This window comes from Helicobacter apodemus (assembly GCF_003097575.1).
In the GTDB taxonomy this organism is placed as follows: domain Bacteria; phylum Campylobacterota; class Campylobacteria; order Campylobacterales; family Helicobacteraceae; genus Helicobacter_D; species Helicobacter_D apodemus.
In genome coordinates this window covers 1,110,345-1,130,051 of record NZ_CP021886.1, presented here as the reverse complement: position 1 = coordinate 1,130,051, position 19,707 = coordinate 1,110,345, and the positions used below count along the sequence as shown (strand labels likewise).

General features: G+C 33.4%; 17 protein-coding genes. 7 read left to right on the top strand and 10 right to left on the bottom strand.

Annotated features, from left to right (window positions below):
• Window positions 1-231: 231 nt before the first annotated feature.
• A complete protein-coding gene (locus CDV25_RS05535; protein WP_108911105.1) occupies window positions 232-3,633 on the bottom strand; it encodes a hypothetical protein in 3,402 nt (1,133 codons plus the stop codon).
• A 281-nt stretch (window positions 3,634-3,914) separates the two neighbouring features.
• Here CDV25_RS05535 and CDV25_RS10195 point away from each other — a divergent pair, with 281 nt between their 5' ends.
• Window positions 3,915-4,067, top strand: a complete 153-nt coding sequence (locus CDV25_RS10195; RefSeq protein WP_162550404.1) for a hypothetical protein — start codon at window positions 3,915-3,917, stop codon at window positions 4,065-4,067.
• A gap of 147 nt (window positions 4,068-4,214) precedes the next feature.
• Here the strand turns inward: CDV25_RS10195 and CDV25_RS05525 are convergent, their stop codons facing one another.
• From CDV25_RS05525 to CDV25_RS10190, 5 genes are all read right to left on the bottom strand, one after another.
• Window positions 4,215-5,243, bottom strand: coding sequence for an aspartate-semialdehyde dehydrogenase (locus tag CDV25_RS05525; RefSeq protein ID WP_108911104.1), 1,029 nt, complete (start codon window positions 5,241-5,243; stop codon window positions 4,215-4,217).
• Between the two features lie 8 nt (window positions 5,244-5,251).
• The gene (locus CDV25_RS05520) at window positions 5,252-6,550 is read right to left on the bottom strand and encodes a sigma-54-dependent transcriptional regulator (protein ID WP_108911103.1); all 1,299 of its coding nucleotides are present in this window, start codon (window positions 6,548-6,550) and stop codon (window positions 5,252-5,254) included.
• Window positions 6,547-6,951, bottom strand: a complete 405-nt coding sequence (locus CDV25_RS05515; RefSeq protein ID WP_108911102.1) for a hypothetical protein — start codon at window positions 6,949-6,951, stop codon at window positions 6,547-6,549. The genes CDV25_RS05520 and CDV25_RS05515 overlap by 4 nt, the downstream gene beginning before the upstream one ends.
• Window positions 6,951-9,443 carry a DNA topoisomerase (ATP-hydrolyzing) subunit A gene (gene gyrA / locus CDV25_RS05510; protein WP_108911101.1) on the bottom strand — a complete coding sequence of 831 codons (2,493 nt, stop codon included), beginning with the start codon at window positions 9,441-9,443 and terminating at the stop codon, window positions 6,951-6,953. The genes CDV25_RS05515 and gyrA overlap by 1 nt, the downstream gene beginning before the upstream one ends.
• A 61-nt stretch (window positions 9,444-9,504) precedes the next feature.
• Window positions 9,505-10,227, bottom strand: a complete 723-nt coding sequence (locus CDV25_RS10190) for a hypothetical protein (protein ID WP_162550451.1) — start codon at window positions 10,225-10,227, stop codon at window positions 9,505-9,507.
• A gap of 210 nt (window positions 10,228-10,437) precedes the next feature.
• Here CDV25_RS10190 and CDV25_RS05500 point away from each other — a divergent pair, with 210 nt between their 5' ends.
• On the top strand, window positions 10,438-10,911 hold the full coding sequence (locus CDV25_RS05500) for a peptidylprolyl isomerase (RefSeq protein ID WP_108911100.1): 474 nt from the start codon (window positions 10,438-10,440) through the stop codon (window positions 10,909-10,911).
• Between the two features lie 19 nt (window positions 10,912-10,930).
• On the opposite strand, the gene CDV25_RS05495 is transcribed toward CDV25_RS05500, so the two are convergent.
• Complete coding sequence (locus CDV25_RS05495; protein WP_239056443.1) at window positions 10,931-11,242, bottom strand: DMT family transporter; 312 nt, start codon at window positions 11,240-11,242, stop codon at window positions 10,931-10,933.
• 1 nt (window position 11,243) lies between these two features.
• Complete coding sequence (locus CDV25_RS05490; RefSeq protein WP_108911098.1) at window positions 11,244-11,579, bottom strand: DMT family transporter; 336 nt, start codon at window positions 11,577-11,579, stop codon at window positions 11,244-11,246.
• Window positions 11,580-11,722: 143 nt separating this feature from the next.
• Here CDV25_RS05490 and aroB point away from each other — a divergent pair, with 143 nt between their 5' ends.
• Genes aroB through CDV25_RS05465 form a run of 5 tightly spaced genes read left to right on the top strand, consistent with a single transcriptional unit; the run spans window position 11,723 to window position 17,668 of the window.
• Window positions 11,723-12,748, top strand: coding sequence for a 3-dehydroquinate synthase (aroB, locus tag CDV25_RS05485; protein WP_108911097.1), 1,026 nt, complete (start codon window positions 11,723-11,725; stop codon window positions 12,746-12,748).
• Window positions 12,745-14,412, top strand: coding sequence for a mechanosensitive ion channel domain-containing protein (locus CDV25_RS05480; RefSeq protein ID WP_108911096.1), 1,668 nt, complete (start codon window positions 12,745-12,747; stop codon window positions 14,410-14,412). Before aroB ends, CDV25_RS05480 begins: the two co-directional genes overlap by 4 nt.
• Complete coding sequence (gene mtaB, locus CDV25_RS05475; protein WP_108911095.1) at window positions 14,409-15,695, top strand: tRNA (N(6)-L-threonylcarbamoyladenosine(37)-C(2))-methylthiotransferase MtaB; 1,287 nt, start codon at window positions 14,409-14,411, stop codon at window positions 15,693-15,695. The genes CDV25_RS05480 and mtaB overlap by 4 nt, the downstream gene beginning before the upstream one ends.
• Window positions 15,682-17,358 (top strand): AAA family ATPase, encoded by a 1,677-nt coding sequence (locus CDV25_RS05470; RefSeq protein WP_108911094.1) that lies wholly within the window; start codon window positions 15,682-15,684, stop codon window positions 17,356-17,358. Before mtaB ends, CDV25_RS05470 begins: the two co-directional genes overlap by 14 nt.
• Window positions 17,345-17,668 carry a hypothetical protein gene (locus CDV25_RS05465; RefSeq protein ID WP_108911093.1) on the top strand — a complete coding sequence of 108 codons (324 nt, stop codon included), beginning with the start codon at window positions 17,345-17,347 and terminating at the stop codon, window positions 17,666-17,668. Before CDV25_RS05470 ends, CDV25_RS05465 begins: the two co-directional genes overlap by 14 nt.
• Window positions 17,669-17,873: 205 nt before the next feature.
• Here the strand turns inward: CDV25_RS05465 and CDV25_RS05460 are convergent, their stop codons facing one another.
• Window positions 17,874-19,100, bottom strand: a complete 1,227-nt coding sequence (locus CDV25_RS05460) for a molybdopterin molybdotransferase MoeA (protein WP_108911092.1) — start codon at window positions 19,098-19,100, stop codon at window positions 17,874-17,876.
• An 8-nt stretch (window positions 19,101-19,108) separates the two neighbouring features.
• Window positions 19,109-19,699 (bottom strand): GTP cyclohydrolase II, encoded by a 591-nt coding sequence (gene ribA / locus CDV25_RS05455; protein ID WP_108911091.1) that lies wholly within the window; start codon window positions 19,697-19,699, stop codon window positions 19,109-19,111.
• Window positions 19,700-19,707: the final 8 nt, after the last annotated feature.

Below are 19,707 nucleotides of genomic sequence, written 5' to 3'. Positions count from 1 at the left end.
AAGCTTAGTGCTTTTATTGTCTCTTAATCTTTGTCTCTTTTTGATTATTCTAAATGTTATTAACGCAAATTGTTTTCTCTTTAATATTCTCTTTAATATTTAATAGAGAGAGTATGGCTACCTTTCCCCTACCACATATAATTAAACTTCCCATACCCTGTATGCATAGTGGTATTCTTAGTCCCATTCATTCCATAGTTAGAATTCTTAAGTAGGGATAAGGATTAAACCCTACCACATATAATTAAACTTCCCATACCCTGTATGCATAGTGGTATTCTTAGTCCCATTCATTCCATAATTTAAAGAGAAATAAAAAGCATCATTTAAAGGAATAACTAAAGTAGTCCCTAAAGCATATTCTAAATTATCTAATTTACTCTCTCCTCCTCCATAATACCCTATATTAGAATATCTCCCTTTAGGATTATCTACATTAGGATTCATAGTCCAATCTACTCCTGCATACACTAAAGTCTTAAAATGTTTATGCCAATCACTATAAAAAGAAAGAGAGGTTTTAGTTTTAAATAAATTCATCTTATGGGTATAATTGCGTCTTGTAATAGTATTGATGGCATTACTCATCGTATAAGCTTTAGAATATCCTCCATTATAACCTAAACCTATCTCTGGAGTTAAAGTATGCTTAGTATTAAGCTTAATATTTATCCCCATATTAACATTAGCATCATAAGCATAAGATTTAGGTTCTCCTTTAAATTCTGTTTGTCCTACCCTTTCAGAAATATCATTTTGTATTAAACCAAATTGTGAAGAGAATTTAGAAAAGAGTTCATAATCTTTATAATTAAAAGGATGATAATACCTAACTCCTGCATAATAGGTTCTATTATTTAAAGCTAGAATATCTGAAGGATAAGTTTTAGAACTAAAATCATCATATCCTCCATAAATCCCATAAATATCTTTATTGTTAGGATTTAAATAACTATAACCAAAGATTACTCCTTTAGTATGTCCTTTAGAAGTTAATCCTCCATTTAAAGAAGTATTACTCTTAGAGATATAAGGAAGCATAAAGGCTAAATGATTCTTATCTTTAGTTTCACTAGATCTAAGTAAAGCATCACTCCCTAAATTATCAAAGTTTGCATAAATAGCTCCTTCCTCATAAGCCTTATTAAAGTTAGAATACACATTAGCACTTCCTTGATTATGGATTAAATTCACCGCATTCATAGCATTACCCATTACAGCATTTACAAAGTTTGCTCTAGCTTGGGTATTACTAATGAGTGTTTTTCCTAATGCTGCTGCTGAAGTCTTAGCAGCATCAACAGAAAAGCTTAGAGTTTTACTTAAAGCATCAACATTAACATTAACACTAGGATCATTGGTTTTAAATTCTGCTTTAGCAAAGACTTTAGAATTAATCTCTGCAGGATTGCTTATAGTAGTATCTTGAGAAGTATCAATATTAATAACATTTTTAGGATCTTGAACTAAAGAAGAGAGATTAGTAATATTTCCTGCATCAAAGGTAACATTAGAAACACTTACAACACTTAAATTAGTTCCTGTTATTTCTAAAGGTTTAACCTCTCCTTGAGAATTTGTAGAGACTAACCATTCTTCAACTTCTACTTTACCACTTCCATTGCTTTCTATTTTCGTAGTATCACTAACTTTACCTGTATTACTAATACTTAAACTACCACTTCCATTATTTTTAATATTAGCCCCTATACTAGCATTCCCTGTATTACTAAGGGAGAGATTTCCAGAACCAGAGTTAATAATATCTGATTGTAAGGTAGCATTCCCTTCATTTTTAATAACGATAGGAGCATTACCACTTACTTCAATATTTCCTGCAACCTTTGCATTATCAGAATTAGTAATACTAATAGGGGCATTACCACTAGCAGTGATAGAGCCTCCTATGCTACCACTTCCTGAATTGTTAATTTTTAATTCAGCATTTCCTGCTGTTTTAATATCTCCTCCAATACTTCCAGAATTAGAAATAGCTAAAGGAGTGCTACTTTTAGTTTCAATACTTCCTGTAATAGCATTAGCATTACTTGAAGTATTAGTAATAGAGTTAAGCTTACTACTCTCATCAATAGTAATATTCCCTGATATAGAAGCATTACCATTATTTACTAATCCTCCATTAACACTAGCACCTTTTTCTATCTTTATCTCACTCCCTATCTTTGCATTATCAGCATTAACAATATCTCCCTCTAGTTTTGTATTAGCACCACTTATGGTAATGCCTCCACTAAGGGTAGCATTGCGAAAATTCCAAATAGCTTTGTTAGCATCTGAAGTAACCGTAGCACCATCTGATATAGTGATGTTACCAGTTATATTACCACCATCATTAGAAATACCTGCTTCCCTTCCTCCTTTTATCATAGAGCCAACACCTGATATATTAATATCTCCACTAAGGTTAGCACCATTGTCAACCCAGATTCCACTCTCTGTTGTTCCCTCTATTCTAGCTCCTCCTGATATATTAATATCTCCACTAAGGTCAGCATTAAAGCCGAGTAAGATTCCATTACGACCCCCCTCTATTCTAGCTCCATCTTTAATAGTAATCTTTTGGGATTTTGTTCCAGAGCTTAAAAAAATACCATTTTCACTCCCACTAATCTTAGTATTAGCTCCACTAATTTCAAGTTCTCCTAGAGTTTGGTTTGTTCCTACTGCAATAGCTGAAAAATTTGCCTGTACTACTGCCCCATCTTGCATAGTGAGCTTTCCAAATTTGCCATCACTTACCGCAATACCAAAACCATTTGCTCTTATTGTTCCTGTATTAATAATAGTTTCAATAGTTCCTCCATCTTGTAGGTGGATGCCTGAATTTGATGATGAGCTACCCTCACCAATTATACTTCCCTCATTAATAAGGGTTTTAATAGTTCCTCCTGAAGTGAATATACCACTATTCTGACCAGTTATCGTCCCACTATTAGTAATGCTTTCTATAGTGGAATTATTAGTGTAAATACCATATTTCCCTTTAATTATCCCACTATTTGTAAAATTTTCTATCGTAGAACCATTAATATTAACACCAGTTCCATTACTATTACTTATCACTCCATTATTATTAAAGTTTGTAATACTAGATTGATTCCCTATCTCAATACCTCTCCCATCTGTCTTTATTGTCCCACTATTACTAAAATCTGTAATAGTAGTTTTATTAATATATACACCCACTGCATTACCAACAGATTCTATGGTTCCAATGTTTTTAAAAGTTCCTAAAGTAGCATTATTTTCAATAGCTACAGCAGAGGAATTACTTTGTTTTTTTATTAATCCTTTATTCTCAATAGTTCTTGCACTAGCATTATTAAGTTGTAGTGTATTTCCATTGCCATTATTTTGAAGTGTTACTCCATTATTAATAATTAAGTCATTATAGGTTTTTCCTGCTACATTACCTATAATTTTATTATTAACTCCACTAGTATTTGTTATAGTATCTATAGTTCCATTATTTTCTAAAGTAATAGTTCCTGATGTAGCCCAACTATCAGCTACTAAAGAAGTATTTAAAGCAGTTATTAGACTGAAGCTTAAGAATAAAGAAGAGCTTGGCAAGTTAGAGATCAAAGAAAAGTTATGAGATTCATTTTTCATTGGTTGTTCCTTTTATGTTAATCTTTTGGCTATAAAAAATATTTACTTTAATAAAATTAAATATATTATAACATATATTTATAATAAATTTATTTATATTAAAGAATGTAAATTTAAAATACTCTTGTAAAGTAAGAAGTTTAGGGATTAATTGATTAAAGATTAAGGCTTTAAGATTAGAGTGAAATTTAGATTCTATAATAGAATCTAAAAACTTAGGATTAAATAATTGAGAGATTAAACTTTGAGAATCTAAAGGTTTAGGATTCATAGCTTTTGTATTGAGATTAGAATCTAAGGAATTAGATTTTAAAGTAGAATCTTTTGTATGGGATTGTAAAGTTATAGTATTTGCAGTTTTAGCATTGACTTTAGAATGTAAGACTTGGCTTCTTATAGGAGTATTATTGCCCCCCCCCCCCGCAGGGCATTAAGGTTATAAGCATAGAGTTTTGCATAGGGTATTCTCCTTATATATTATGAAAACACCAAATTAATAATTGATTCTAGGTATTTTAATTCAATAAAGATTAAATTAATTTTAATTATCGTATTGGTTACTGCAAAAAACTTATATAAACTCATTTTTGATAGTTTTCTATCCATTTTTCCGCGATTCTTATAGCATTGGTTGCTGCCCCTACACGCAACTGGTCTGCTACGCACCAAAGGTGCAATACCCTTTTATTATAATTATCTACACGCACTCTCCCTACATAGGTATCATCTGTATCCGTAGCAAGGGTAGGCATAGGGTATTTGCCCTCTTGTGGATTGTCTATTAGAACTAAACAGGGGGCTTGTTTTAATACCTCCTGAGCTTCTTCTTGGCTTACTTCTTTTTCGAACCTTATCGTGATAGATTCACTATGGCTACGCAAAATAGGCACACGCACACAAGTAGCACTCACTTCAAAATTACTATGGAGTATCTTATTAGTCTCTTTTACCATTTTCATCTCTTCTTTGGTGTAGCCATTTTCTAAAAACACATCAATTTGTGGGATAAGGTTTAAGGCTATACGATGGGGAAATGCTTTAGCCTCACAAGAATCTAAACTAAAATCAAAGAATTTTTGCATTTGTATCACTAATTCTTCCATTCCCTTTTTACCCGCACCAGAAACTGCTTGATAAGTGCTAACATCTACGCGCTTAATCCCAAAGGCTCTATGCAAAGGGGCTAAAACCTGAACCATTTGGATAGTAGAGCAATTAGGGTTTGCGATAATCCCTGTTTTTTCCCATAAACCAATATCCTTAGGATTAACTTCTGGGACAACTAGAGGCACATCTTCTTGCATTCTAAAATAGCTTGTATTATCAATCACTACCGCACCGGATTTAGCTGCACTTGGAGCAAATTCTGCACTCACACTACCTCCTGCAGAGAAAAATGCGATTTCAATCTTTTGTTCTTCAAAGACTTTATGGGTAAGCTCCCTTATGGCATAAGTTTTGTCCTGATATTCTATCTCTCTCCCTACACTTCTAGCACTTGCTAGAGGGATAAGCTCTGCAATAGGAAAATCCCTCTCCTCTAATACCCTAAAAAGCTCCTCACCTACTGCCCCTGTGGCACCCACTACAGCTACATTATACTTTTTCATCACTTTCCTTATAGTTTAATATTATATTGCTCCATTTTCTGCATAAAAGATTCCTTTTTCATCCCTAAAAGGGAGGCGGCTTTATCTATATCTGAATCACAACTTTTTAAAGCTTCATAAAGCAACTCCTCTTCTAAATTTGCTATCTTTTTCGCCCCTCCGCTCTCTCTTGAGCTTAAGAATAAATCCTCTGGCATAATGGTATCTTCCTCACACAAAATAGCAGCCCTCTCAACAACAGATAAAAGTTCTCGAATATTACCTGGCCAATTATAGGCTAAAAGCTGTTCTTTTGCACCCTTGCCCCATTTTTTCTTTCCTATGCCATATTGTAAATCTACTTGCTCTAACTTCCATTCACAAAGCGGAATAATCTCTTCTTCCCTCTCTCTTAATGGAGGGATATGCACGGGGATAGTTTGCAGTCTAAAGAATAAATCCTCTCTAAACTCTCCTTGCTTAATCTTCTTTTGGATATCGGCATTAGTTGCTGCGATAAATCGAATATCTACCTTAAGGGGCTTACTACTCCCAAGCCTAACAACTTCCCTCTCTTGCAAAACCCTTAATAATTTCACCTGTAATGCAAGGGGCATTTCTCCAATTTCATCTAAAAAGAGTGTTCCTCCATTAGCTATTTCAAATTTCCCTGCCCTACCCTCTGTAGCGTCTGTAAAAGCACCTTTTTCATAACCAAAAAGTTCTGATTCTAATAAATTCTCTGGAATGGCTGCCATATTAATAGCTACAAAGGGGGAATTTTGCCGTAAAGAGTTTTGGTGAATATGGTTTGCAAAAAGTTCTTTTCCTACACCACTCTCCCCTAATAACAACATAGAAGCATCTGTTTTAGCGGCTTTATTCACAAGCTTTAGGATATTTTCTAATGCTGCTGAAGTAGCAACAAAACTTTGTTTTTGTGAAATGGCGGATTTTTTGGGAGATTTAGCGATGACCTCTTTTGCTTTCTTGGCTCGCTTTATCGCTTCTACTAAAGTTTCCACTTCAAAGGGTTTGGTTAAAAAGTCCTTGACCCCTAGCCGGATAGAATCAATAGCTTTATTTAAAGTCGCATTTCCTGTTATAATCAAAGCTTCATAACGACCATTGAGGATTTTTAAAAATTCTAATCCGTCCATTTGGGGCATATTAATATCTGTAATAATCAAATCAATAGAATCATCAAGTTTTTTTAAGGCGTCTTTTGCACTTTTGAAACTTATCACTTCAAATTCTTTATATTCCCCTAAAGCGATTTCTAAAGATTTTCGCATATTAATATCATCTTCTACAATGGCTAATTTCATCTCATCTCCTTATTTTTAAGAGCAAAAATCGTTGCGATTCCGCTCTCAAACTCTATTTGGATACGCGTTGGAGGTATCCATAAAAAGGTTAGTGATTGGCTTTGTAAATGCTGCATTTTTGTCCTATCCTCTAACTTAATCCCCCAAGTAAAAAAACATTCTAAAATCTCTTCTTTATGCTCTTTTAAAAACTCTTTTTCGCTCCTTGCTAAATGAGAGATTTCACATTTTTTATTAGGATTCTTGTCTTTATTTAGCACCTTTGCCCCTATCATTGTAGGGGAGAAATAATACTTTTCTTTTAAAATTATGCCATTTTTCACATTTAGTTGGTAGGAAAAGATATATTCAGAAGCATAAAATGGCATTGACAAAAAGAGGACAAAAATAATCTTTTGCATTATTCCTCTTTGTTATTTACTCCTAGCAAACCTATATCCTCATCACTCTCTTGTATTTCTTTTTCTTCTTTAGGGCATCGTGCAATAGACACTACTTTTTCATCATTGACATTTACAATAATTACTCCACTTGTAGCCCTACCTGCTTTGCGGATACTTTGCATATCTACCCTAATCATCTTACCGCTGCTTGTTAGCACCATTAAATCCATATTTTCATCAACATTCACAACGCCTACTAATTTTCCTGTTTTAGGGGTAAGCTTCATAGCAATCACCCCTTTACCGCCTCTTTTGGTAATTCTATATTCGCTAGCCTCTGTTCTTTTGCCAATACCCTTTTCACTAACGCTTAAAATCTCCTCATTCTCATTAGCAATAATCGTTGCACCAATCACATAATCTTTTAACATTTTAAATTTAATAGCAGTAACCCCTCTTGCTGCACGACCAATCTCCCTAACATCCTCTACAACAAATCGCACGCACATTCCCTCATAAGTAACCACTAAGATTTCTTTAATCTCTGAAGAAATAATTTTAGCAGTAACCAACTCATCATTATCATCAAGATTAATAGCCCTAACCCCGACACTTCTTATATTTTTAAATTCACTTAAATTCGTTCGTTTAATGATTCCATTCTTGGTAAAAAAGGCAATAGATTTATCATCATTAAAATCTTTAGTTGTGATAGTTGCCATAATCTTTTCATCAGGAGAGAGATTAATAAGATTTACGACAGCTTTACCAATAGCGGTTCGGCTTGCTTCTGGAATCTTATAGACTTTAAGCCAATAGAGTTGTCCTTTGTTGGTAATAAACATAATCGTATCGTGTGTATCAGAGACAAAGAAACTTTCAATAAAATCATCATCGTGAGTATTTGCAGAGATTTTACCTTTCCCGCCACGGTTTTGCTTCTCATAGGTTCTAACTGGGACTCGCTTAACATAACCTCTATGGCTCATAGTAACAACTACGGATTCATTAGGGATTAAATCCTCCATATCAATACTTTCATAGTCTTCTTCAATAGCGGTTAATCGCTTCGTTGAAAACTTCTCTTTTATCTCTAGCAATTCTTCTTTAATAATTTTGTTTAAGAGTTCCTCACTTTTCAAAATAGAGCTTAGGTATTCAATCTCTTTAAGGAGTTCTTGGTATTCATTTTCTATTTTATCCCGCTCTAAACCAGTTAATCGTTGTAACCGCATTTCTAAAATCGCTTGGGCTTGAATCTCACTTAAATTAAACTTACTCACTAATCCCTCTTTAGCCACTTTAGAATCACTACTAGAGCGGATAAGTGCTACAATAGCGTCAATATGTTCTAAGGCAACCCTTAAACCCTCTAAAATATGTGCTCTAGCCTTTGCCTTTTCTAGCTCAAAAATACTGCGGCGGATAACGATACTTTTACGATGGGAGATAAATAAGTTTAAAAGCTCTAAGAGGGTAAAAATCTTAGGCTCTTTATTATAAATGGCTAGGAGTATGATCCCAAAAGTGCTTTCCATAGGGGTAGATTTAAAAAGATGATTAAGCACAATCTCACTCATCGCCTCTCTTTTTAATTCAATAACAACCCTTATCCCCTCTCTATCAGATTCATCTCTAACTTCAGAAATGCCTTCAATAACCTTTTCTTTTGCAAGTTCAGCAATTTGTTCTACAAGTCGTGCCTTATTGACTTGATAGGGTATTTCATCAATCACAATCACATCTTTAGTTTTGGTTTTTTCAATATGGGTTTTTGCCCTAATCTTAATTCTACCTCTACCACTTTCATAAGCTTCCCTTATCCCATTTTTACCATAGATAATTCCGCCTGTTGGAAAATCTGGTCCCTCAATAAATCCTAAAACCTCATCAAGCTCTGCTTTGGGATTATCAATCATATAAACTAAAGCATCTACAATTTCATCTATTCTATGCGGGGGGATATTTGTAGCCATTCCTACAGCGATTCCATTAGAACCATTAATTAAAATATTAGGAAGACGACTGGGTAAAATATCCGGTTCTTTTAGGGTATCATCATAGTTAGGGAGAAAATCCACCGTCTCCTTATCAATATCCCGCAAAATCTCTTCAGAAGCTTGAGTCATCCTTGCTTCGGTATAACGCATAGCCGCAGCACTATCCCCATCAATACTACCAAAGTTCCCTTGTCCATCGACAAGTCTTAGACGCATAGAAAAATCTTGTGCCATTCTTACTAATGCATCATAAACTGCAGTATCTCCGTGAGGATGGTATTTACCTATCACATCCCCTACAATCCTTGCAGACTTTTTATAAGCAACCCTAGAAGTAACCCCAAGTTCATACATTGCATAAAGTATTCTTCTATGGACAGGTTTCAAACCATCTCTAGCATCAGGTAATGCACGCCCTACAATAACACTCATAGAATAATCAAGATAACTCTCTTTAATAGAATCTTCAATATTTATATTTTGAATATCTTGGTTTAGCAAATCAGACATTTATTCCCTTTAAAAATACAAAAATGTGGCTAGATTCTACCCTCATTTTACTTTAATCTTGCTAATTAGCATAACAATGTGTTTGGATAGAGGGGTATGCTTGAAAAATGGTAGTCTTACTATTAACTTCACAAAGAAAATGCACAATTTCTTTAGCTTTTAAAATTTTTTTTTGCACCTTTCCAGTAATAATTCCTGCAAAGAAATCTTCTACAAAAAAATCCTTACTCTTTACAAAAATAGGCATTCCTAAAAAATTTTCTTTTTGGACTTGTAATAAAGTCATAAATTTTCCTAAGGGTATCATTTTTCTTTGAAACTCTAGCCAATTACCAATCATGATATAAGAAATATCCGCATTTTTATCTAAAGTAAAATCTTGAGATTCTTCTAAAAGATTTAAAAAACTTTCTTCAAAAATCAATGCCCGAAAACTTCCATGCGGAAGAATATTACAATAAATATCTGTAAAGGTAGAAATTGCCAAAATCGCTAAATCTAAATTTGTATCTAAGGCTAAGACTTTAGCATAACCAAGACAAGCAATGGGATTGTTTAGGGCTTCTGTATCATAAACTAGGATATTCCCTACTTTGCTATTTTGATAAACATTTTGTGCGCTTGTAATGATTAAACCATCATTAATAATAATTCCATAACCCTCTATTTCATTATACATTCCAAAGTCTGTAACAATCTTTACACCATACCTTAACCAAGAAGGGTATAAAGACTCTGCATTAAGATTTACAGCTAAGAAAAGTAACAAAATAATCTTAGACATATTATTCCCTTGTCATTAGAGTTTTAGATCCCAATACTACAATAACTTTCTTTAAATATTATTCCAAGACTATTATATTTTCATAACTATAAGCACTCTTTTCATTTAATCCTAAATTTTTAGTAAAAAATTATAATTTTAACGCTTTTATAGTCTATAATACCAGTCTTTAAATAATAAAAAATTTAGAAAACTTAAAGGAGAATCCCAATGAAAACTAAAACATTTGATACTAGTAAAGAAGTCCTTGATAAATTGCAATTTGCTATGATAAAAACACAAAAAGGTAATATGAGCATTAGACTTTTCCCCAATGAAGCACCAAATACTGTAGCAAACTTTGCTTCTTTAGCACAAAGTGGGTTTTATGATAATCTTAATTTTCACCGCGTAATTGCTGGATTTGTCGCACAAGGAGGTTGTCCTGAAGGGAGTGGAAGAGGAGGACCCGGATATAGTATTGCCTGTGAGCTAGAAAACAATCCCCATAAACATCTAAAAGGAACCCTTTCTATGGCACACGCTGGAAGAGATACTGGCGGAAGTCAATTTTTCATCTGTTTTGCCCCCCAACCTCATCTTGATGGGGAACATACTGTCTTTGGACAAATAGAAGATAAAGAAAGCTTGAAAGTCTTAGATTCTCTTAAAGAGGGAGATATTATCTTAACCATCATCGTTTAAAGTGATAAACTCTAAAAATTTAAGCGGTTTTTAGAGTAATAACTGCAAGGATAATCATACAAATTCCAATCCAACCTATGGGTTTAAGCTTTTGTTTAAAAAAATACCATCCCCCAAGTGTAGTTCCTAAAATCCCTATACTTCCCCAAAGCGTGTAAGCTATGGCAAGCTTCATTCCCTCTAAACTTAATACTAAGAGATAAAAAGCTAACCAAACTAACAAAATCGATAAAATTCCCCATTTAAGATTCTTAAACCCATTAGACTTATTCAATGCAAGATTTGCAAAAACATCTAAAAGGGCTGCTAAAACAACATAGAGCAAGTAAATATTAAACATTGCTAGGCTTCTCTCCAAAATTTACTAGTGCAATTCCAAGGAGTGCTAATGCTAAACCTATATATTCTTGCATTTTTAATTCTGCCCCAAATGCAAAAATAGCAATAATTGTAATAAGGCTTAAGCCTACAATCTCCCAAATCGCGTAGGCTATGCCTACGCTAATCTTTTTTAGGGATAAAGACATACAATAATACGCAATGGCAATGCTAATAAAGAGTATAGATAGCACCAAAGCTTTATTATCCTCTTGTGAATAATTAACAATAGAAACGCCAAATACTTCAGAAAAAATTGCTAAAAATAAAAAAATCCAAGCCTTTAACATAATTCTACCCTTATCTAAGACTACTAAATAAATTATAAATCCCCATTCCCCATAAGCAATAAATTATAACATAAAGGATAAATAAAACAAAAAATCGCTAAAATTCTCAGTAAATTTTACTTAAGCTAAAGGCAATTATCCCTATGCAAATTACCCTGCCTAACTACTCTATCACCTTTGGTGCTTTACCCAATATCTCCCATAAAGGGAAAGTGTTAATCATCACCAATCCAAAAATTGCAGGATTGCATTTACAATTCTTACTCTCTAAAATTCAAGCTAATGAAGTCTATTGTTTAAGCCTGCAAGATGGGGAAACTTATAAAAATATGCAAAGTATAGAACTTATTTTAGAATCTGCTTTCAATCATCGCTTAGATAGAAACTCCTTAATGATTGCTTTTGGCGGAGGAGTCATCGGCGATATAGTAGGTTTTGCCTCTGGAATTTTTATGCGTGGGATTGATTTTATCCAAATCCCTACCACACTCTTAGCACAAGTTGATTCTAGTGTTGGGGGTAAAACAGGCATTAATAATCAATTTGGTAAAAACCTTGTTGGGCTTTTTCACCAACCCAAAGCGGTTTATATTGATACCCACTTTCTAAAAACACTCCCTAAGAGAGAATTTAACGCAGGAATAGCAGAAATTATTAAAATGGCAATTTGTTTTGATAAAGACTTTTTTACCTCCCTTAAAACAACAAATTGGGAAGATTCTAAGAATCTTTTAGAATGTATTTATAAAGTTGTAAGCATTAAGGCTAAAGTTGTAAGAGAGGATGAGACAGAAAAAGGGATTAGGGCAGCTTTAAATTATGGGCATACCTTTGGGCATATCATTGAAGCCCAAAGTGGTTATGGACATTATTTGCACGGAGAGGCGGTAAGTATTGGAATAGTTATGGCAAATACCTTAGCACTTCGTTTAAGTTTCATCACTCAACAACAATATCAAGAAATCTTACAAATCCTCAAACAAAACAATTTACCCACTACTTACAAGATTAAAGATATTACGACCTTTTATCAAGCCTTTTTCCTGGACAAAAAAAGCATTAACAACAAATTAAAGTTTGTCTTGCCAAAGGGGATAGGGGATTTTATCTTTAAAGAAGATATCCCCAAAGACTTATTAATGCAAATACTCAAGGAATTTCAAGAATGAAACTATTATTTTATAGTTTCATTTTTTTATTTAGCTGTATCAAGCTTTATGCACTTAGCAGTGCAGAGGAAATAAGAATCATTCAACAAATAGACCAAGAAATCCAAAGCATTGATAAAATCTCAAATAATCCTAATAATCTTTGGCTAAAAAAATATTCTAACTACCAAACTTACCAACAAGTTATTTTTAATATTACCAAACTTCAAGAAGAAGTCTCCTCTCTACAAGCACAACCAAAAACCCTTGAAACACAAAGTCAGCTTATTAGCTTAGAGAGAAATCTCAACACACTTAATCAGCAAAAAAGCCTCCTAGAAGTTCATAAGGATTCTCCTTTTATAGAATTAATCGAAAGCACTAACTTAGGGGAGATTCCTAATGTAACTAATCCTATTTTAATCATTCAAGCTTTCTCTTACATCAAAAGGAGTAAGCAAGAAATAGAAACGCTCAAAACTAATTACAAAACCTTAGAGGAAACTTTAGATAACCTCCGTAAAAAGGAAATTCTTTTAAACACTCTTTTAAAAGTCTTTAAAGACTCTAAAAATAAAGAACAATTAACGCAAATTTGCACAACTAATTATTGCCTCTTTTCTAATCCTCAATCTATTCTCAAAGCCTTGCAAGATAATGCAGAGACTATAAAAGTTTTAGAAGCCACACAAAATATATTCTCAACAACTTTTGGGATTTTTTCTAAAGAGGCAGAAGAAAATATAGAAAAATTAAGGGTACAAATTAAAGCACAAACACTCAAGGGGGTTTATATTGGAATTGTTCTTTTAATCCTTACAGCCATTGCCATTTTTACAAAATTAGGGGTGCGTAAATATATCCATAATAACGAAAGGATTTATACTGCTAATAAGATTATTAACTTTTTAAACATTACTTTAATTATTGTAATATTACTTTTTTCTTATTTGGATAATGTTAGCTATCTTGTAACTGTGCTTGGATTTGCCTCTGCTGGTTTAGCCATTGCGATGAAAGACTTGTTTATGTCAATTTTAGGGTGGTTTGTTATTATTATTGGTGGAGCCGTGCATGCAGGGGATAGGATAAAGGTTATCAAAGATGGGGCAGTGTATGTAGGGGATGTCTTAGATATTTCAGTATTAAGAATTATTTTATATGAAGATGTTACTTTAACCTCTTATAAAGAAAATCGCCGTGCAGGGAGAGTGATATTTATCCCTAATAATTTCGTCTTTACCACTATGTTTTCTAATTATAGCCATAGTGGTATGCAAACCGTATGGGATGGCATAGACTTCACCATAACTTTTCAATCTGACCACGCAAAAGCTTGCCATATCGCTAGAGAATGTGCTAGAAAATATGCTAAAGGCTATACAGAATCTACAAGGAAGCAATTTAATAAATTAAGGAATCGCTACACTTTACGCAACCTTAGTGTTGAACCTCGTGTATATAGTTTCTTAGAACCCAATGGTATTAGAATTTCTGTATGGTATCTCACAAATTCCTTTGCAACTTTAGCACTCCGAAGCAACATTAGTGCAGAGATTATTAATGAAATCCTTAAAACCAAAGAGATTGAAATTGCCTACCCAAGCACTACTATTTATTATAGCGGAGATAAAAATATCCCTATAAATGATGGTTCTATTCCTCCCATACAAGGAAATTTATGATAGCTGATACCTTAAGAAAACCTAAAGTTTATTTCAAGACTTTTGGTTGTCGCACTAACCTTTTTGATACACAAGTTATGATGAATGCTTTAAGGGATTTTATACAAACCCCCTATGAAGAAGATAGTGATATTATTATTGTAAATTCTTGCACAGTAACTAATGGGGCAGATAGTGGAGTAAGAAACTATATTAACCGCCTCCAAAATGAGGGAAAAAAAATTTATTTTACAGGCTGTGGAGTCAAAACTCAAGGAGAATCTCTTTTGCAAAAAGGGCTTGTATTTGGGGTATTTGGACATTCTTTTAAAGAACAAATCAATGAATTACTTAAACAATCAAAAAGCTTTTATCTGCAAGATGATTTAGAAAATCTCGATTCTACAATCATTACAGATTTTATCGGAAAGAGTCGTGCATTTATTAAGATTCAAGAGGGATGTAACTTCGCTTGTAGTTATTGCATCATCCCTAGTGTTCGTGGAAAGGCTAGAAGCTTTAGCAAAGAAAAAATCTTACAACAAATCACCACCCTTTGCCAAAAAGGCTTTAGCGAGTTTATTTTAACAGGAACGAATATGGGAAGTTGGGGCATTGAATCTAAGCAGAGCATTAGCACGTTACTACAAGATATTTGCCAAATTGATGGAGTGAAACGCTTAAGATTAGGAAGTTTAGAGCCCTCACAAATTAATGGGGCTTTCTTTGAAATACTAGCTAATCCTAAGATAGAGCGGCATTTACATATTGCCTTACAACACACCTCCCCTTTTATGCTAAAGCTTATGAATCGCCAAAATACTTACTCCAAAGATTATCTACTTTTTGAAAAGCTTTCTAAAATGGGCTTTGCTTTAGGTAGTGATTATATTATAGGACATCCACAAGAATCACAAAAAATTTGGGAAGAAGCGTTAGAAAATTTTAGGGCATTACCCCTTACCCATTTGCATAGCTTTATTTATAGCCCAAGAGATGGAACACCCTCAAGCACGCTTAAACGAGATGTGAGAGGAAATATCGCTAAAGAGCGTCAAAAACAACTTGAAGTAATTGTCGCAAACAATAATCTTGCTATGCGTCAAAAACTCCAACAATCTAATACTCCTCTTAATATTTTAATAGAATCGCAAAAAGTAGTAGAAAATCAAACCCTTTATAGCGGATTAGATGAATATTATAATCGAATTGAAATTACTTCTAAAATGCCAATTTCTAAAGACTGCTGGATAAAAGTAACCCATTTTACTGCTAAAGAGGATAAAAATTATGCACAAATCTAAATATCTTATTTTTGGGATTTGTCTTTCTATTAGTGCATTGATTTTACTAGCAATTCTTTCTTTAAAGGATAATGCTATGCTCATTAGCAATTCACAATTACATTATCTTATGCAAGATTCGCTCCCAAATTCTGCAAAAATAAGAGGGGATTATTTATATTTTAAAATCAATCAGCAATCTTATAAAATCTCTAAAGAAAGTGTAGATCTTAAAAGTTTTGGTGAGAAAATTCCCATAGAAATTACTACACACTCTACTTTTTTAGAAAACTTAGAATGGATTTTATTTATTTTTGCCATTATTATTTGTTTATTTTTAGTAATTAAAAACTCTCAATACTCTAAAGAGTCTGGTAAAAATCTCTCTTTTAAAAATATTCAAGATATTCAGAAACTAAGCCACGAGATTAATCAAAGCCTTGATTTAGCTAAGATACAATCCACGCAATCTAATATCACTTTTGAAGATGTAGCTGGCATTAGTGAAGCTAAGGAGGAATTAGAAGAAATTATTGATTATCTAAAATCTCCACAAAAATACCAAAACTTTGGAGTAAAGCTCCCAAAAGGAGTGCTTCTAATAGGACCACCTGGAGTTGGTAAAACATTAATTGCTAGAGCCTTAGCAGGGGAAGCTGGTGTGCCATTTTTTTACCAAAGTGGTGCAAGCTTTGTGCAAATTTATGTCGGTATGGGGGCAAAAAGAGTAAGGGATTTATTCACTAAAGCTAAGCTTAATGCACCCTCTATTATTTTTATTGATGAGATTGATGCAGTGGGTAAAGCAAGAGGAGGTATGCGTAATGATGAACGCGAAGCAACGCTTAACCAACTCCTAACAGAAATGGATGGCTTTGAAGATAGTAAAGGCGTTATAGTAATTGGGGCAACCAATAATATGGATTCTATGGATGAAGCTTTACTAAGAAGTGGAAGATTTGATAGGAGAATATTTGTTGAATTACCCAATTTGCAAGAGAGGATTAAAATCTTAAAAGTGCATTGTAGGGATAAAAATTATGATTTTAATCTTGAAGAGGTAGCAAGACTTTGCGTAGGGTTTAGCGGAGCTGGTATCGCTTCACTCATTAATGAGGCAGCACTGAATGCGATTAAAAGGGATTCTAAAATTATTCAAAAAGAAGATATTTTAAGTGTGCGTGATAAGGTGATGATAGGGGTAAAGAAAAAACTAAGCTTTAATGAAAAAGAAAAAGAAATTCTAGCTTTTTATCAAGCAGCAAAAGCCTTTAGTGCGTATCATTTAGAAATACCTTTTGAGAAAACAACTTTAATGAGTGATGGTTTAAAATACTTAGATAAAGAATTTTCAAGCAAAAATGAATTAGAAAACCAAATCAAAGTGCATCTCTCGGGGATTGCAGCATTAAAGCTACTTTATGATGAATACTACTCACATTCTAAAGAGGATTTAAACATCGCTAAAAACATTGCTAAAAAAATGGTTGAATCCTATGGAATGGGGGAATACCTTATAGGCAGTGAAGAAGATATTTTAAGGATTTTAGAAAATTGCAAAATAGAACGTATAGAATTTTTTAAAAATTACCAAAATCTTCTTAATACCATCCAACAAAAACTTTTACAAAATGAAAAATTAGAATACCAAGAAATTGGGGAATTAATCAATGCTACCCTTTAAAAGCTTTGGCACACATAGGTTTTTATCCCTCATCCCTAAAGAGCTTTTAACACCCTTTAGCGTTGTTGGGGTAAAAGAGCATTGCGCTTATGCGATAGATTATGCCTATAAAACCCTCAAAAAGCACCAAAGAATCCAAACTTTAACACTTATTCTCCCCTCTTTACTTTCAAAGCAAGAACTAAAAACCCTTGATAATATTCAAAAATATGGTTGTAAGAGTTATTTTTTCCTAAGGAAAAAGGATTTAAGTTTTGAAGATTCTAAAGCTTTAAGCCAACTAGGAATGGTGTTTTATTATAATCTCTAGCTTAAAAATTCTTTTATGGTATAAAAAACAATGGTGGGATCATAGGGGGATATATAACCTCGCCTTTTTAGTATCTTTGATACTAAGTGCAAGGCTAAGTAAAAGCACTATAAGGGCTAACTCCTTTGTAAAAATATCTTAAGCAGGAGTGGAACTAAGCTTGCTTTTCCCAACTGCTACGATATTTCTTTAGAAAGGAGAAATGCTAGGAGTTTAATAAAATAACAGGTATCCTCTCTCCCTTAAGCTTATTACCCTCTAAAATTGCTAATCCTACTCTTGCGTTATCTAAAGGACAAAAATTATTTAAAATCGCACTTTGAAAGCTTTTTTTACCTTCAAAATCTATAAAAATCTTACCCCTTGTATGCCTAATATTGCAGACCCTAAATTCTAATCTCTTATCACCTTTTTGCAAGTCCTCTTGAAGTGTAACTTCTACAATCTCCTCTTTAAAGGGCATTCCACAAAGTTTTGTTAAAATTGCTTTAACAAAAAGTTCAAAGGTTACTAAAGTAGAATTAGGGAATCCGGGCAAACCAAAAAATGGCTTTTGCAAAAAATTTGCATAAATAATATGCTGCCCGGGCTTAATCCTAACCCCCCTAAAGACTATCTTCTCACTCCACTCTTTAGAAATAGCTTGTATAAAATCATAATCCCCAACACTAGCCCCACCTGTTGATATAACCAAATCACATTCCTCTAAGGCATCTTTTAAACAAGATTGTATGCTAAATTTCTCATCTTTTAAAATGGGATAAAGCTTAGGCATCCCTCCATTTTCTTTAACTTTAGCATAAAGCAAATGCCCATTAGCATTATAGAAGCAATGGGGATTATTCTTAGATTCTCCAATTTCTAAAATCTCATTACCACTGACTAAAATCCCAACTTTTGGTTTCTCAAAAACTTCTATAAAGATTTGATTTAAACTCGCAAGAAGCCCGATATGATTAGCATTTAGCCTCACTCCTTGGCTTAAGAGTTTCTCACCTTTTTTATAATTATCGCCAACTTTTCTTATAAATTCTCCTATTTTAGGAAATTCATTAACCCTCAAACATTCTCCATCAACATTCACATTTTCAAAAGGAACTAATATATCTGCATTATGGGGTATTGCTGCACCTGTTAGAGTTTTAATAGCATAAGGTTGGGTAAGAGGTAATTCTACCTTTTTTTCATTCCCTGCTGGATTTTCACCTAGTATTGTAAAAATCCCTTTGCTTAACTCTATCATTGTAGAGCTTATGGCATATCCATCCATATTTGATAATGCAACCTCTGGCATATCCTCACTAGCAAAAATATCTTTAGCTAAAACCCTCCCTAAAGATTCATATAAAAACACTCTCTCTAAGCCTTTGGGCGATATTTTTTGATTTTGCAGTATTTCTTTTGCTCTTGCATAGGTGATTTTCTCTTCCATAAAACTTCCTAAAGTAAATGCCCCATTTTCTCTTTTTTCACTTCTAAGTAATGTGCATTATGTCGATTGCACTGGATAATAATTGGCTCTCTCTCAACCTCTACCATCTGCTTAAAAATTTCTATTTTCTTAGGATTATTGGTAAGGAGACGAATTTGCTTTAAAGCATAAAATTCAAAGATAAACTTCACCACAGAATAATCCCTCTCATCCTCTTTAAACCCTAATTCTAAGTTTGCCTCCACGGTATCTAAACCCTTATCTTGCAAGGCATAAGCATTGACTTTATTAAAAAGTCCTATGCCTCTACCTTCTTGACGCAGATAAATTACCATTCCTTGCTCTTTAGCTATCTTTTTTAAAGCCATTTCTAGCTCACCGCCACAATCACATTTTAAACTCTGCAACGCATCACCTGTTAAGCATTCAGAATGCACTCTAACAAGTGGAATCTTAGGAAGTTCCTCACTCTTTATTACAAGATGATCTAAACAATAAACCTCATCTCCAACCTTCTTTTTCTCTCTAAAAGATTGGATTTTAAAATCCCCAAATTTCGTTGGTAAGTTAGCTTCTTTAGAAACCTCTATTAATTGCATTTCACTCC

Excerpts from the sequence above, each read along its gene's own strand:
- CDV25_RS05535 (WP_108911105.1), bottom strand. The coding sequence starts at position 3,633 with ATGAAAAATGAATCTCATAACTTTTCTTTGATCTCTAACTTGCCAAGC.
- aroB (WP_108911097.1), top strand. The coding sequence starts at position 11,723 with ATGCAAATTACCCTGCCTAACTACTCTATCACCTTTGGTGCTTTACCC.
- CDV25_RS05465 (WP_108911093.1), top strand. The coding sequence starts at position 17,345 with ATGCTACCCTTTAAAAGCTTTGGCACACATAGGTTTTTATCCCTCATC.
- ribA (WP_108911091.1), bottom strand. The coding sequence starts at position 19,699 with ATGCAATTAATAGAGGTTTCTAAAGAAGCTAACTTACCAACGAAATTT.
- CDV25_RS10190 (WP_162550451.1), bottom strand. The coding sequence starts at position 10,227 with ATGTCTAAGATTATTTTGTTACTTTTCTTAGCTGTAAATCTTAATGCA.
- CDV25_RS05480 (WP_108911096.1), top strand. The coding sequence starts at position 12,745 with ATGAAACTATTATTTTATAGTTTCATTTTTTTATTTAGCTGTATCAAG.
- CDV25_RS05470 (WP_108911094.1), top strand. The coding sequence starts at position 15,682 with ATGCACAAATCTAAATATCTTATTTTTGGGATTTGTCTTTCTATTAGT.
- CDV25_RS05490 (WP_108911098.1), bottom strand. The coding sequence starts at position 11,579 with ATGTTAAAGGCTTGGATTTTTTTATTTTTAGCAATTTTTTCTGAAGTA.
- CDV25_RS05460 (WP_108911092.1), bottom strand. The coding sequence starts at position 19,100 with ATGGAAGAGAAAATCACCTATGCAAGAGCAAAAGAAATACTGCAAAAT.
- mtaB (WP_108911095.1), top strand. The coding sequence starts at position 14,409 with ATGATAGCTGATACCTTAAGAAAACCTAAAGTTTATTTCAAGACTTTT.
- gyrA (WP_108911101.1), bottom strand. The coding sequence starts at position 9,443 with ATGTCTGATTTGCTAAACCAAGATATTCAAAATATAAATATTGAAGAT.
- CDV25_RS05520 (WP_108911103.1), bottom strand. The coding sequence starts at position 6,550 with ATGAAATTAGCCATTGTAGAAGATGATATTAATATGCGAAAATCTTTA.
- CDV25_RS05525 (WP_108911104.1), bottom strand. The coding sequence starts at position 5,243 with ATGAAAAAGTATAATGTAGCTGTAGTGGGTGCCACAGGGGCAGTAGGT.
- CDV25_RS05515 (WP_108911102.1), bottom strand. The coding sequence starts at position 6,951 with ATGCAAAAGATTATTTTTGTCCTCTTTTTGTCAATGCCATTTTATGCT.
- CDV25_RS05500 (WP_108911100.1), top strand. The coding sequence starts at position 10,438 with ATGAAAACTAAAACATTTGATACTAGTAAAGAAGTCCTTGATAAATTG.